This is a genomic window from Epilithonimonas xixisoli, assembly GCF_004365655.1.
In the GTDB taxonomy this organism is placed as follows: domain Bacteria; phylum Bacteroidota; class Bacteroidia; order Flavobacteriales; family Weeksellaceae; genus Epilithonimonas; species Epilithonimonas xixisoli.
This window is the reverse complement of the sequence record NZ_SOEO01000002.1, coordinates 207,035-222,481: the sequence shown is the minus strand read 5'-3', so window position 1 is coordinate 222,481 and position 15,447 is coordinate 207,035. Positions and strand designations below refer to the sequence as shown.

Here is a 15,447-nt window from a genome sequence, read left to right as displayed (position 1 = left end):
TTAATACTTCGCCTACATATTTCTTCTGTACTTCCCACCCACTTCAAACAAAGCATTGGTAATCTGCCCAAGCGAACAGTATTTCACAGCATCCATCATTACATTAAATAAATTTTGTTGATTGATAGCAGCGTGTTGTAACGTTTTCAAAGCGGCCTCCGATTTATCTTCATTAGACTTCTGGAAATTATGAAGCGTTTCAATCTGAACCTGTTTTTCTTCTTCAGTCGAACGAATCACTTCTCCCGGACGAACCGTTGGCGAACCATCTTTTCCTAAGAAAGTATTTACCCCGATGATTGGATATTCTCCGGTGTGTTTCAGCCATTCATAATGCATTGATTCTTCCTGAATTTTCGAACGTTGGTACATCGTTTCCATTGCACCCAAAACGCCACCTCTTTCTGTGATTCTGTCGAATTCTGCATAAACAGCTTCTTCCACCAAATCCGTTAATTCTTCAATAATAAATGAACCTTGAAGCGGGTTTTCATTCTTCGCCAATCCTAATTCTTTATTGATAATCAACTGAATCGCCATCGCTCTTCTTACAGACTGCTCAGTCGGCGTTGTAATTGCCTCGTCATACGCATTGGTGTGAAGTGAATTACAGTTATCGTAAATTGCATAAAGCGCCTGAAGCGTTGTTCTGATATCATTGAAATCAATTTCCTGAGCGTGAAGCGAACGACCCGAAGTTTGAATGTGGTATTTCAACATCTGGCTTCTTTCATCGGCTCCGTACTTTAATTTCATTGCTTTTGCCCAGATTCTTCTTGCTACACGTCCGATTACTGAATATTCAGGGTCGATACCGTTGGAGAAGAAGAAGGATAAGTTGGGTGCAAAATCATTGATGTTCATTCCTCTTGACAGATAATATTCCACATACGTGAAACCATTTGCCAATGTAAATGCCAACTGAGAAACCGGATTTGCACCCGCTTCGGCAATGTGATAACCTGAGATGGAAACCGAGTAAAAGTTTCTTACTTTTTCTGTGATGAAATATTCCTGAACGTCACCCATCAATCTAAGGGCGAATTCAGTGGAGAAAATACAGGTATTTTGAGCCTGGTCTTCTTTTAAAATATCAGCCTGAACTGTTCCACGAACGGTCGCGATTGTTTTAGCCTTAATTTCAGCATAAGCTTCGGCTGGAATCACTTCGTCTCCGGTAAGTCCTAATAATTTTAAACCTAAACCATTATTAGAAGGCGGAAGTTCTCCGTTATATTTTGGTCTTGCTAAACCTTTATCGTCAAATTTTGCTTTTAAAGCTCTCTCAACATTCGCTTCAAGATTGTGTTCAGCAATATATTTTTCAACATTTTGGTCGATCGCGGCATTCATAAAGAAAGCCAGCAACATCGGCGCAGGTCCGTTGATCGTCATTGAAACGGAAGTCATTGCATTCACCAAATCAAATCCGGAATACAATTTTTTAGCATCATCTAATGTTGCGATTGAAACTCCCGCATTTCCAATTTTACCGTAAATATCCGGTGGTAGGGCAGGATCCTGTCCGTACAAAGTCACCGAGTCAAACGCGGTTGACAAACGCTTTGCATCCATTTCAGCAGAAACGTAATGGAATCTTCTGTTGGTTCTTTCCGGTCCGCCTTCTCCGGCAAACATTCGCGTCGGGTCTTCACCAGTTCTTTTGAAAGGATAAATTCCCGCTGTGTACGGGAATCCTCCAGGAAGATTTTCCTGACCTTTCCATTTAATCAAATCTCCCCAATCGGTATATTTTGGAAGAGATATTTTTGGAATTTTTAAATGAGATAAAGATTCTGTTGAGGTTTCTACTTTAATTTCTTTTCCACGAACGAAATAGGAATAAAATTCAGCTTTGAAAGCCTCTTTCGTGTCATCCCAGTTTTTCAAAAAGTCGATATTTTCCTGTTGAAGGTCTTTTTCTGCTTTCTGATATTCAGTATCTAAAGTTTCATTAGAAAGGAATTTTTTCACTCCTTCAATATGATACATTTTTCTTGCTAATTCTGCCTGTTTTTCAACATTGGCGTCGTAGATTCTATTATTTTCAACAATTTCAGATAAATAACGGACTCTTTTTGGAGGAATAATCGTGATGTCTTCTGAAACTTCCTGTTCAACAAAACCTTTCAGATTTAAATCAGAATATTTAGCATTAACTTTTTCGATTAATCGATTATATAAATCGGTCGTTCCGTGGTCATTGAACTGAGATGCTTTTGTAGCATAAACCGGCATATCATCCAACGGACTTTCCCACAGCAAATGGTTTCGCTGGAACTGTTTTCTTACCGCTTGAAGTGCATCCAAAGCACCACGTTTGTCGGATTTATTTAATGCAACCAAATCTGCATAATCCAACATATCAATTTTTTCCAACTGTGTGGAAGCTCCATATTCAGGAGTCATTACGTACATTGAAACATCAGCAAAATCCGAAACTTCCGAACCGGATTGTCCGATACCTGAAGTTTCCAAAATGATAACATCCGGATGAGCTAATTTCAACACATTTAAAGCAGAATGAATGAACGGAGAAACAGAAACATTGTTTTCTCTCGTCGCCATCGAACGCATATAAACTCTCGGGTCATTGATCGCATTCATACGGATTCTGTCTCCTAAAAGTGCACCTCCGGTTTTCTTTTTTGAAGGGTCGATGGAAATAATCGCAATTTTTTTACCAGGATTTGAACGGAGGAAACGTCTTACCAATTCATCTGTCAAAGAGGATTTTCCGGCTCCACCTGTACCCGTAATCCCGATGATTGGAATATTTAAATCTTTTGATTTTTCGTCAATGGCTTTAACCAATTTCGGTTTTTCTTCTGAAAAGTTTTCAACGGCAGAAATGATTTTTGCAATGCTTGTAGAATTTTCAAAACTGATATTATCTAAATCTTCGGCAGTCACTTCTTTTCCTGTTGCAAAGTCTGATCTTTTCACCAAATCGTCGATCATTCCCTGTAAACCAAGTTCACGGCCGTCGTCCGGAGAATAAATTCTGTCGATTCCGTAAGACATAATATCTTCGATTTCTTCGGGCAGAATGACGCCGCCGCCACCACCGAAAATTTTGATTTGCGGAGAGTTTTTTTCCCTTAAAAGGTCGTAGATGTATTTGAAATATTCGTTGTGACCACCTTGATAAGAAGTTAATGCAATGGCATTGGCATCTTCCTGAATCGCTGTGTTCACTACTTCTTCAGCAGATTTGTCGTGGCCAAGGTGGATAACTTCGCATCCTGTTCCCTGAATGACACGACGCATAATATTGATGGCCGCATCGTGCCCGTCGAATAATGAAGCTGCTGTTACAATTCTTACTTTGTTTGTTGGCGTATATTTTTGGGTTTCCATTTTATATTATCGATAGGTTTCAAAGATAATATTTTTTGGGAAATGGGAAAGGATGGGAGATGGATGTTTGGGAGATGCGAGATTAAAAGATTTGGAGATTAGAGACAGAGAAATGAAAAAAACAAGGCTTCGATTTTTTTTGACTTTTTGATTGGATGACAAACCCCATAGCCCCGATTGCAACGGATACCCCACAGCTAGCGATGGGAAATGCATTGGCGCGAGGAGTAGCAGTGAAAAGCGGGAAATAGCTCCTAAAAAATTATTGTTTGATGAATTTGAAATTTTTGATGCCAACATTTGTTTTTACGGACAGCAAATAAACACCTGATGGGAGTTTGGAAACGTGGATTCTTTGTTTGCTGTCTGATAGCATTTGCTTGCCACTTAGGTCAAAAATTACAACTTTTTCTATGTTGTGTCTTAGATTGATGATGTTGACATAATCTGTTGCTGGATTGGGATAGATGTTGAGATCCTTAAGTTCTGATGTTTCTAAAGTTGCCAAGGCATCGCCCAATGTGATCGGCTCACGGAATAAAGAAAGATCGAATAGAATATTGTTTTGCAACATTTTGTAACTGTAAGCTTCGGCGGTGTAAACAGCAAAATCTGTTTGTTCTACATTGTTGAAGTTGAGGTTTTCTGTGCTGTTATTAAGTTTTTGATCTAGATTTTTGAACCACGTGAAAGTGTAATCTCCAGAAAGGGATTGATCCAAAGTTGCCGGTTGACCTGCGACTGCCAAAACGGTTTTCACAGCATCGTAACGCTGAGGCGAATAGTTGAAATCTGTTTGCTCTGCAAAATCTTCGATATAATTGGAGAGGTCATTTTTGGAAAAACGATTGTTGCTGATGTGCGTGATTGCCGGAAGTCGGTTTGGCAACTCGCCAGTGAGTTGGTTGCTGTTGAGATTCAGCATCATCAATCTGGACATTCCCAATAAAGCTGATGGAAAACCGCCTGAAAGTTGATTGTTGTTTAGAAATAATTGCTGAAGACTGGATAAAGATGCCAATGCAGAAACGCCTCCAGTGATTTGGTTTCTACCGAGATTAAGTGTTTGTAGCTTTGTGAGTTGCGGAAGTTGTGCCGGAACTTGAGCCAATTGGTTGTTCTCCAAAGAGAGCCATTGTAGGTTTACTAGATTGGAAAGTCCGGTAAGCGTTTGCTCGGTGAGAGCGTTGTTGCCAAGATTCAAGTTTGTGAGTTGCGTGCGTTGAGAAACCTGAGTTGGGATTTGAGCCAGGCTATTTCCGGAAAGTGAAAGTGTTTTCAAATTGGTAAGTCCGGCGATGTTTCCATATCCGTTTGGAACAATTGGATTGTTGTCCAAAACCAAAGTTTCTAAATTGCTGAAAGTGGCAATCTTTGCAGGAACTGTTGTCAAACCTAAATCTCCAATATTTAGAATCTTGATGTTGTTGAAGTTTTGGAGTAACCCATTCACATCAGAAATTGTAAATTGATTACCGCCCAAGCCAAGATCTTCCAGATTGAAAAGTCCGGCAAGAGAATTGGTAGGGTCGCCAATGAGTCGGTTGTTGCTGACGTCCAGTCTTGATAAAGAACTAAGAGCGGAAACGCCCATTGCAACTTCACCGGTCAGTTTGTTGTTGCTAAGATCTAGTTTTGTAAGTCTGGATAGAGAGGAAACGTAAGTTGGGAAATAACCACTTAACGCATTGCCAGAAAGATTCAGTTCTACCACAACACCATTTTTGATAGCAACACCAAACCAGTTTCTAGGATCTTTTTCCAAATCCCAAGTTCTGTTCCAGTTTTCGCCGTCGGTAGCGTTGTAAATATTAATCAATGCGCCTCTTTCTGCATTGGAAATGCTCCATTGCGCCAGGATAAAATTGGAAATCAGTAAAAAGAATAAAGTTTTTTTCAAGACTGTGTAAAATTAAAACGCAAATATAAAGGATAATAGAATTAGTTAATCTGTTTTGTGAAAAATTAATGATATTTTTATATGAAGATAGTATGCGATTTTGATTTAAAATAAAAAAATCCAACCTCGGAATAAGGCTGGATTTTATTTTTTCGTGAAATTAATTTTACTTCCCAAGATAAGAATTGTACATCCACACTTCTTTTTCCTGTTCTGTAATATAGTCGCTCATTTGGGAATTGGTTCCCTCGTCGCCAGCTTTTTCTGTGATATCCAGAAGTTCTCTTTGGAGATCAATCACCACTTTGAAGGCGTTGAGAATGATTTCCACACTTTTGTTTCCATCGCTCACTTCTTTGCTTTCTTTGATCGTGGAAACTTGAAGATAATGAGAATAGTTGTGAGCGGGCGTTGCACCAAGAGTCAGGATTCTTTCCGCAATCTCATCAATCTTAAGAACCAGACTATTGTACAATTCTTCAAATTTTGGATGAAGCGTGAAAAACTGTTCACCTTTGATGTTCCAGTGCGAACCTCTGGTGTTCTGATAGAAAACGGAATAGTTGGCGAGTAAGATATTTAGTTTTTCTGAGATTTTTTTGCAATCGGTTTCTTTAAGCCCGATCAATGCTGCATTTTTCATATTTTATTAATATTTTGGTTGCTCAGATTTAAGAAAAATCCGTGCCGAAAAAGCAAGGTTTGATAAAAATCAAGTTTCAAATTTTTTCAGAGAAAACACTTAAAATCCTTAATATTGCTCAAAACTTACTTTCGAACCATGGCAAAATATATAGTTCTGGCTGTTGTCATCCTTATTCTAAATTTCATTCATAGTTTTTTTCTTCCTTCTGGCGGAGTTTATGCGGACAGTTTATCATATTTTGGGATTGCTGCAGATTTGCCAAATCCGGAGACCAATCTTTTTCCCATGGGATATCCGGCGGCTTTAAGATTGTTTTTTGAAATTTTTGGCGATTATTTTTGGGCATCAAAAATTTTGAATACTACAATGATGATTTTCATCTTGCTGTTTTCCTATTTCAAAAGATTTTTTTCCCGAGAAACAGTTTTGCTGATGACAGGGAAGACGATTTTGTTTGTTTTCTCGATTGCCATTTCTGAAAGCTTATTCATATTTCTGTTTTATTTTTTGCTTTATTATTTGTACAAAATCCTTAGTGATGAAACTAAATCTTACAGGAATATCATCTTTGCATCTGCATTGATGTTGCTCATGTTTTCTGCCAGATATTCCGGGATTTATGTTTACATCTCGATTGCCGCATTCTTTGCGCTGATGTTGTTAAGAAAAGCTGAGAAATCTCAACTGAAAGGTATTTTTATATTTTTGGTGTTGTCTGGATTGGGAATTGCAGGTTATCTATTGTTCAATGTTACGCAGTTTGGGAGTTTTACGGGCGAAAATCTTCGAGGAAAGCCGGCGGAGATTCTTCCTATATATATAGTTAGAGATTTGTTGGGAACTGCAAATTCAGTAAATCCCTACATCGGGTTGAAACCGGCTTCCAATAGTTTGACAAGTTTGGCATTTCAATTTTTTATTTTACTGATAGATATTGGTGTATTGGTTTATCTCATTAAATATTTCAGAAAAGCAAAAGAAACGAGATTGCAGGTTTTTCACATTCTACTATGGACAATCGCTTCTGTTTACGCTGTTTCTCTTTTGGTTTCCGGATGGATGCAACAGATCGAAGAGATGAATACAAGGATGATGGCGGCTGCCAATGTTTGTCTTTTCTTTTCGTTTTTAATATTGTATTTTAATAATTTAAAATCTGATAAAACACTTTTTAAGATTGCTTGTTTCTTTCTTATATTTTTCACGGTTTACAGTCTGAAAAGTCCTGCGAATTACTTCGAAAATAGAAGTCAGATAGAACCTCAAATGTCAAAATTCAGTCATAAGAAATATCTTTATAATAATGAAAGAGGCGGAAGCGAATCTTTGACAACGTATCAAATTCCTTTGATTAATAAATCTTTCCAGTACAAACATACCAACAACCAAAAAGGCGATGTGAAACAATCCATTGCCGGAACCATCAATCCGAAAATAAAATGGTTAAAATATGATACCATCAAAGATAAATCTCAGGTTCTATATACTTCTGAAATTATTTTAAAATAACCATTCCATAGTGCTTTTGTTTTTGTGAAAATTTATTTGCTAATTATTTTAATCTAACTACTTGTGGATTAAAAAATTATTCATAATTTTGCACCCTAAAATAAAAAGCAATTAAATGCCTACTATTCAACAATTAGTTAGAAAAGGAAGAGTCGCACTTACCAAGAAGAGTAAATCGGCTGCCCTTGATTCTTGTCCTCAAAGACGAGGTGTATGTACGAGAGTATATACTACCACTCCTAAGAAACCTAACTCTGCACTTAGAAAAGTTGCAAGGGTAAGACTTTCAAACGGTAAAGAGATCAACGCCTATATCCCAGGTGAAGGACATAATCTTCAAGAGCACTCGATAGTATTGGTACGCGGGGGGAGAGTAAAAGATTTACCAGGAGTAAGATACCACATCGTAAGAGGTGCGTTGGATACTGCTGGAGTAAGCGGTAGAACTCAAAGAAGATCTAAGTATGGAGCTAAGAGACCTAAGCCAGGTCAAGCTGCAGCTGCACCGGCTAAAGGAAAGAAAAAATAATCATTAAATAAGGTACAGAAACAATGAGAAAGACAAAAGCGAAAAAAAGACCGTTGTTACCAGATCCAAAGTTTAATGATCAATTGGTAACTAGATTCGTAAACAACTTGATGCTAGATGGTAAAAAATCTATCGCATTCAAAATATTCTATGATGCATTAGATATCGTAGAAACTAAAAAAGGAGAAACTGAAAAAACTGCCCTTGAAATCTGGAAAGATGCATTGACAAACGTTATGCCTCACGTAGAAGTACGTTCTAGAAGAGTAGGTGGAGCTAACTTCCAGATTCCTATGCCAATCAGAGCTGATAGAAAAATTTCTATGGCTATGAAATGGTTAATCCTTTACTCTAAAAAGAGAAATGATAAGTCAATGGCTTTGAAATTGGCTAACGAAGTGGTAGCTGCTTCAAGAGAAGAAGGTGCTGCTTACAAGAAAAAATCTGATACTCACAAAATGGCGGAAGCTAACAAGGCTTTCTCACACTTTAAATTCTAATTAGAAATGAGTAGAGATCTTAAATTTACAAGAAATATTGGTATTGCCGCGCACATTGATGCTGGTAAAACTACCACTACAGAAAGAATTTTATTCTATACAGGAGTAAATCACAAAATTGGTGAGGTTCACGATGGTGCTTCTACAATGGACTGGATGGAGCAAGAAGCAGAAAGAGGTATTACTATTACTTCTGCTGCAACGACTTGTTCTTGGAACTTCCCAACAGACCAAGGCAAACCATTAGTTGATACTAAACCTTACCACTTCAACATCATCGATACACCGGGACACGTTGACTTCACAGTAGAGGTTAACAGATCTTTGAGAGTATTGGATGGTTTGGTATTCCTTTTCTCTGCAGTAGATGGAGTAGAGCCTCAGTCTGAAACAAACTGGAGACTTGCTGACAACTACAAAGTGGCGAGAATGGGATTCGTAAACAAAATGGACCGTCAAGGTGCTGACTTCCTTAACGTGGTAAACCAGGTTAAGACTATGTTGGGATCAAACGCAGTTCCAATCGTTTTGCCAATCGGTGCTGAAGAAGATTTCAAAGGTGTTGTTGACTTGATCAAAAACAGAGCGATCATCTGGGATGAGGCAGGACAAGGTGCTACTTTCGAGGTAGTTCCAATTCCAGAAGACATGAAAGCTGAAGTTCTGGAATACAGAGAGAAATTAGTAGAAGCTGTTTCTGAATATGACGAAACTTTGATGGAGAAATTCTTCGAAGATCCGGATTCAATTACAGAAGAAGAAATTAATGCTGCATTGAGAGCTGCTACTATCGATCTTTCTATTATACCAATGACTTGTGGTTCTTCATTCAAGAACAAAGGAGTACAGTTTATGTTGGATGCAGTATGTAAATACTTGCCTTCTCCATTGGATAAAGATGATATCAAAGGTACAGATCCAAGAACTGATGCTGAGATTTTCAGAAAACCAGACGTAAAAGAACCTTTCGCAGCTTTGGCATTTAAAATTGCTACCGATCCTTTCGTAGGAAGATTGGCATTCTTCAGAGCATACTCTGGAAGACTTGATGCTGGTTCTTATATCTTGAACACGCGTTCAGGAGATAAAGAAAGAATCTCTAGAATCTATCAGATGCACGCTAACAAGCAAAATCCTGTAGAATATATTGAAGCAGGAGATATTGGTGCAGCTGTAGGTTTCAAATCTATCAAAACTGGTGATACAATGTGTGACGAGAAAAATCCAATCGTTCTAGAATCGATGGTTTTCCCTGATCCGGTAATTGGTATCGCTGTTGAGCCTAAAACTAAAGCTGACCAGGATAAAATGGGTAACGCTCTAGCTAAATTGGCTGAAGAAGATCCTACTTTCACAGTGAGAACTGATGAAGCTTCTGGACAAACGATCATTTCTGGTATGGGTGAGCTTCACTTAGATATCATTGTTGACCGTATGAGAAGAGAATTCAAAGTTGAAGTTAACCAGGGTCAGCCTCAGGTAGAATACAAAGAAAACTTAACAAAAGTTGCCAGCCACAGAGAAGTTTACAAAAAGCAGTCTGGTGGTAAAGGTAAATTTGCTGATATCGTATTCGAACTTGGACCTGCAGAAGAAGGTAAAGTTGGTTTGGAATTCATCAATGAGATCAAAGGTGGTAACGTTCCTAGAGAATTTGTTCCTGCAATTGAAAAAGGCTTTAAAGCTGCAATGAAGAACGGTCCTTTGGCTGGTTTCGAAGTTGAAGGTATTAAAGTTACTCTTAAAGACGGATCTTTCCACGCGGTGGATTCTGATGCACTTTCTTTTGAATTAGCTGCTAAGCTTGGTTTCAAGGAAGCAGGTAAAGCTGCTAAGCCAGTAATTATGGAGCCTATTATGAAATTGGAGGTTGTAACTCCAGAGGAATATATGGGTAACATCATTGGTGACCTTAACAAGAGAAGAGGTACAATCAGTGGACAAGAAGAAAAGAACGGTGCCGTTGTAATCAAAGGTTCAGTTCCATTATCTGAAATGTTCGGATATGTTACGACTCTAAGAACACTTTCATCAGGAAGAGCTACTTCTTCTATGGAATTAGAGAAGTATCAAGCTACTCCTCAAAACGTTGCTGAAGATATTATTGCTAAAGCAAAAGGTTAATTTTTAAAGTTAAAGAAATGTCACAAAGAATCAGAATAAAATTAAAATCTTACGATTACAACTTGGTGGACAAGTCTGCTGAGAAAATCGTAAAAACGGTAAAGGCTACTGGTGCTGTTGTAAACGGACCAATTCCATTGCCAACGAACAAGAGAATCTTTACAGTACTAAGATCTCCGCACGTAAACAAGAAAGCAAGAGAGCAGTTCCAATTATCAGCTCACAAGAGATTGATGGATATCTACTCTTCTTCTTCAAAAACTGTAGATGCTCTAATGAAATTAGAACTTCCTTCAGGAGTTGACGTAGAAATTAAAGTGTGATAAATGCACGAAGATGGAAGTCGGAAGATGGAAGTCGGAAGATGGAAGTTTTCAAAGCAAATCAAACTTTGCAACTATACTAAATCCGTTCTCGAAAGAGAGCGGATTTTTTTGTTGATAATATAGTTGATGTTCTTCTGATTTATTATATTATTTTAAAGTGACTTTATTTCTTTCGATATTGGTAATAATAATTTATTATTTTAATTGTGTTTGGATTGGTTATTTGATGTTAAAAAACGTTTTAAATTGTCAAATATTTATTTTTTTTGAAATAATATTTGGGATTTATCATTAATTGATTACATTTGTCGCCCTAATTTTAATGATATGAATAAAAAATTAACTACTTTGCTATTCCTTGGAGGTTTATCCCTTGTGAATGCGCAATGGAGCAAAGGAACTCCTAATGAAACGATAAACAGAAAAAGTGATAACTCGGTTTATTATAAGTTAGATATCAACGCCATCAGAGGTCAGTTGTTGGCTGCTGACAAACTTGAAAATTCAGCAGGAAAAGTAACTGTAAGTTTACCAACTGCAGATGGGAAAATCGAAAGATTTGCTGTTAATAGTTTTCCAGTAATGGATGAGGCTTTGGCAAATCAGTACCAACTGGGTTCTTATGTTGGAGTCGGGATAGATGATCCTTCCAAATATGTAAGATTCAGTGTAGCACCAAATGATTTCCAATCAATGATGATCAGTAATGGGAAGTATGAGTTTATAGAGCCTGCTACAAGTAGTAAATCTTTTTACTCCATTAAAGGGAAATCTTCCAAAGAAGGTCATGCTTTTGTTTGTTCTACAACAGAAAGTCCAGAACTAAGAGCAAAAATGAAAAGCTTGCAAAAACAATCAGATAGAACAGCTTTTGCGCGTGCCGGAAATAAGAAGTTTCATACACTAAGACTTGCTTTGTCAACTACTGCAGAATATACAAATTATTTTGGAGGTGTTGCTGGAGCCTTGACTCAGATGAATGCTACTCTTACCCGTGTAAATGGAGTCTTTGAGCAAGAGTTCAATCTTCATATGAATATGATAAATGCACCAGGAATTATTTTCACTAATGCAAGTACTGATCCTTATAGCAATGCTTCTGCGATGGATAATTGGAATTTGCAGTTGATGAATACCCTACACGGAGGTAGTTATGGTGTTACAGATGCGAGTTTTGATATAGGGCACTTGTTTGGAGCTACAGGTGGTGGAGGTAATGCAGGATGTTTGGAATGTGTTTGTAGTAATGACACTTCTACAGAAGTATATCAAGGTGTAACCTATCCAATTAATTATAAAGGAAGCGCATACACCTCTCCTGCAGATGGTGTTCCAAAAGGGGATAGTTTTGATATTGACTATGTAGCTCATGAGTTTGGGCATCAGTTGGGAGGTTCTCACAATCACAGCGAGTACGAAAATTACAAAAATAAAGAAGTTGAGCCAGGAACAGGGTCTACAATTATGGGATATGCGGGACTTTGGGGGGCAAACTCTGATGTTCAAGCCCATTCGGATCCTTATTTTAGTCATACAAGTATAGAACAAGTTCAGATACATTTGGCGGCTGTGTCCTGTGATGTCGAAACCAATATAGCAAATAATCCACCTGTCGTTACTGCTATGCCTACTGTTTACAATATTCCTAAAAGTACAGCATTTGTACTAACTGCCAATGCGACAGATCCGGATGGCGATGCGCTCACTTATACTTGGGAGCAGTCAGATCCTAGCAAATTATCCTCTGGCATTACAAAATCAAATTTAGGAAATACGGCTTCGGGCGGTTCTTTTAGATCACTCAGTCCTACGAGTAGTCCTACGCGTTTTTTTCCTAGATTAGCTACGGTTTTAGGCGGAGCTGTTAAGAATACAACAAATTGGGAGGCTGCTTCTACTGTCGCCAGAACAACCAATTTTACTGTAACTGTAAGAGATAACAAACCTGGAGGACAGGCGCAAACAGCTGCGGCAACACAAAGAGTAATTGTTGGATCCGCAAATGCATTTACAGTAAACTCTATTCCTACATTAATTGCTGGTGGAAATTCCACGATTACTTGGGTGGTTTCCGGTACCAATGCTTCGCCATACAATGCCACCAATGTGAAAATTGATTTCACTTCCGATGCTGGTGCAACTTGGACAACTTTGGCAGTTTCCGTTCCGAATAATGGAACAGCAAGTGTTGCAATCCCTGCAAGCTTGGTAGGAAAATCTGGACATGTCAGGGTTTCTGCAATTGGTAATATTTTCTATGCGGTGAAACCTGCAACGGTAAGCTCGACTTTGGCAGTTTCCGATGTTAATGCCAAGTCTGTACAGATCTATCCAAATCCAGTAAAAGATGTTTTGAATGTTTCTAATGTTACGATCAATTCTGCGTACGAGATTTTCAATGCAGCAGGACAATTGGTTTCCAAAGGCAATCTTGGAACAGGAAAAATTATGGTCAACAAATTAGTGAAAGGTGTTTATTTTATTAATATTGATGACAACGGAACTTCTGTTAAGACCAAATTTGTAAAAGACTAATAATTTAGTTTTTCAATAATTAAGAAAGGCCTTCAATTTTTTTGGAGGTCTTTTTTTGTTTAATTAATGATAACTTCGAATTCTCAAATATTATTAAAAATGAAGAACAAAAATCTTTTTGAAAAATTCTCGAACTGGGCAACCAACTTTACGGGAAGCTCACACGCATTTATCGGAGCAGTACTAATTGTTGTGATTTGGGCGGTGAGTGGTCCGGTTTTCAAATATTCAGAAACTTGGCAACTTGTCATTAATACGGGGACTACAATTATTACTTTCTTAATGGTTTTCTTAATACAAAAAGCACAAAACAAGGATAGCAAAGCCATACAATTAAAACTGAATGAACTAATCGCGGCCAGCAAACAGGCTAGCAATAGAATGGTAGATATTGAGGATCTTACGGAAAAAGAATTGGATCAGCTCCATTCGTACTTTGTGAAAATTGCAGAATTGTCCAAGCAGGACGAGAATATTCATAAGTGTTATTCTATAGACGCAGCAGTAAAGAAACACCATCACAAATATCAAGACCAAAATCAATAATTGTAAATCAATCATCTTGACCGGGGTTTTTCAGCCGATTCTTTGTCAAAATTCCGTAACTCACAAATTATCAAATAATTTCCGAATAATTATTTGTCATTATAAAAAATATTCTTACATTTGCACACTCATTTTAGGGAAGGAGTATGCCTATTTCAAACATAGAATATGACGAAAACCGCTAAAATGCTAAGTTTTAATATAATAGATATATAATAAATAATGTCAGGTATTATTGGTAAAAAAATCGGTATGACATCTTTGTTTAACGAAGACGGGAAAAACATTCCTTGTACAGTTATTCAAGCTGGTCCATGCGCGGTTTTACAGGTCAGAACCATTGAAAAGGACGGTTACAAATCCGTTCAGTTAGGTTTCGATGACAAGAGTGAGAAGAACGTTGGTAAAGCGTTAGCTGGTCATTTCAAAAAGGCTGGTTCAACTCCTAAAGCTAAGTTGGTAGAGTTCTATAGAGAATTCGTTGACGAAGTAAAAGTAGGAGAAAATGTAACTGTTAACTTGTTTGGCGAAGGAGAATTCGTAGATGTAACAGGTACTTCAAAAGGTAAAGGTTTCCAAGGTGTTGTTAAAAGACACGGCTTTGGAGGTGTAATGCAAGCTACTCACGGACAGCACAACAGACTTAGAGCTCCAGGTTCTATCGGTGCGGGTTCAGATCCATCTAGAGTATTCAAAGGGATGAGAATGGCAGGCAGAATGGGAGGTAAGCAGGTAACTGTTCAAAACCTTCAAGTGTTAAAAGTAGATGAGGAACAAAATCTTTTAGTAGTAAAAGGTGCTATTCCGGGAGCGAAAAATTCTTATGTAATTATCAGAAAATGGAACTAGTAGTATTAAATACATCAGGAAAAGAAACCGGAAGAAAAGTAACTCTTGACGAAACAGTTTTCGGAATTGAGCCAAATCAGCACGCGGTTTACTTAGAGGTTAAACAATATCTTGCTGCTCAGCGTCAAGGTACTCATAAGTCTAAAGAAAGAAGCGAGATTACTGCTTCTACTAGAAAACTTAAAAAGCAAAAAGGTTCAGGTTCTGCAAGATATGGTGATATCAAGTCGCCAACTTTCAGAGGTGGAGGTAGAGTTTTTGGTCCAAAACCAAGAGACTACAGATTCAAATTGAACAAATCTTTGAAAAGATTAGCTAAAAAATCTGTTCTTTCTCAAAAATTGAAAGATAACAGCGTTAGAGTTTTGGAGAATTTCAGTTTTGATGCGCCTAAGACAAAAGAATTCATCACATTGTTGGATGCTTTGACTCTTACAGGTAAGAAATCATTATTCGTACTTCCTGAATCTAACAAGAATGTATATTTATCTTCAAGAAACTTACCTAAAACTAAAGTTTTGAATTATAACGAGATTTCTTCTTATGATTTGATCAACGCAGGTGAGATTATCTTCTTGGAAGATGCAGTAGAAAAATTTCAGGAAAACTTAAAGAAATAAATC

The 15,447-nt window shown here is 37.6% G+C and carries 12 protein-coding genes; 9 read left to right on the top strand and 3 right to left on the bottom strand.

What is annotated here, in order from left to right; all coding sequences use genetic code 11:
• Positions 1-12 precede the first annotated feature (12 nt).
• From B0I22_RS08300 to B0I22_RS08290, 3 genes are all read right to left on the bottom strand, one after another.
• Positions 13-3,360: a methylmalonyl-CoA mutase family protein gene (locus B0I22_RS08300; RefSeq protein ID WP_133944195.1), complete on the bottom strand. Its 3,348-nt coding sequence runs from the start codon at positions 3,358-3,360 to the stop codon at positions 13-15.
• 262 nt (positions 3,361-3,622) lie between these two features.
• Positions 3,623-5,260 (bottom strand): leucine-rich repeat domain-containing protein, encoded by a 1,638-nt coding sequence (locus tag B0I22_RS08295; protein WP_133944194.1) that lies wholly within the window; start codon positions 5,258-5,260, stop codon positions 3,623-3,625.
• Between the two features lie 166 nt (positions 5,261-5,426).
• Positions 5,427-5,903, bottom strand: coding sequence for a Dps family protein (locus B0I22_RS08290; RefSeq protein WP_133944193.1), 477 nt, complete (start codon positions 5,901-5,903; stop codon positions 5,427-5,429).
• Positions 5,904-6,041: 138 nt separating this feature from the next.
• On the opposite strand from B0I22_RS08290, the gene B0I22_RS08285 reads away from it, so the two are divergent.
• The 9 genes from B0I22_RS08285 (at position 6,042) to rplD (ending at position 15,444) form a co-directional block, all read left to right on the top strand.
• Entirely contained in the window at positions 6,042-7,415 is a 1,374-nt protein-coding gene (locus B0I22_RS08285) for a hypothetical protein (protein ID WP_133944192.1), read from the top strand.
• Between the two features lie 115 nt (positions 7,416-7,530).
• On the top strand, positions 7,531-7,944 hold the full coding sequence (gene rpsL, locus B0I22_RS08280) for a 30S ribosomal protein S12 (protein ID WP_028122160.1): 414 nt from the start codon (positions 7,531-7,533) through the stop codon (positions 7,942-7,944).
• A 23-nt stretch (positions 7,945-7,967) separates the two neighbouring features.
• Positions 7,968-8,444, top strand: coding sequence for a 30S ribosomal protein S7 (rpsG, locus tag B0I22_RS08275; protein ID WP_034962875.1), 477 nt, complete (start codon positions 7,968-7,970; stop codon positions 8,442-8,444).
• A gap of 6 nt (positions 8,445-8,450) precedes the next feature.
• Positions 8,451-10,568, top strand: a complete 2,118-nt coding sequence (gene fusA / locus B0I22_RS08270) for an elongation factor G (RefSeq protein ID WP_133944191.1) — start codon at positions 8,451-8,453, stop codon at positions 10,566-10,568.
• A gap of 17 nt (positions 10,569-10,585) precedes the next feature.
• Complete coding sequence (gene rpsJ, locus B0I22_RS08265) at positions 10,586-10,891, top strand: 30S ribosomal protein S10 (protein ID WP_002661363.1); 306 nt, start codon at positions 10,586-10,588, stop codon at positions 10,889-10,891.
• 330 nt (positions 10,892-11,221) lie between these two features.
• A complete protein-coding gene (locus B0I22_RS08260) occupies positions 11,222-13,429 on the top strand; it encodes a zinc-dependent metalloprotease (protein WP_133944190.1) in 2,208 nt (735 codons plus the stop codon).
• Positions 13,430-13,528: 99 nt separating this feature from the next.
• Positions 13,529-13,975 carry a low affinity iron permease family protein gene (locus B0I22_RS08255; RefSeq protein ID WP_133944189.1) on the top strand — a complete coding sequence of 149 codons (447 nt, stop codon included), beginning with the start codon at positions 13,529-13,531 and terminating at the stop codon, positions 13,973-13,975.
• A gap of 222 nt (positions 13,976-14,197) precedes the next feature.
• Positions 14,198-14,824, top strand: a complete 627-nt coding sequence (rplC, locus tag B0I22_RS08250; RefSeq protein WP_133944188.1) for a 50S ribosomal protein L3 — start codon at positions 14,198-14,200, stop codon at positions 14,822-14,824.
• Positions 14,815-15,444: a 50S ribosomal protein L4 gene (rplD, locus tag B0I22_RS08245; RefSeq protein WP_133944187.1), complete on the top strand. Its 630-nt coding sequence runs from the start codon at positions 14,815-14,817 to the stop codon at positions 15,442-15,444. Before rplC ends, rplD begins: the two co-directional genes overlap by 10 nt.
• The last annotated feature ends 3 nt before the right edge of the window (positions 15,445-15,447 follow it).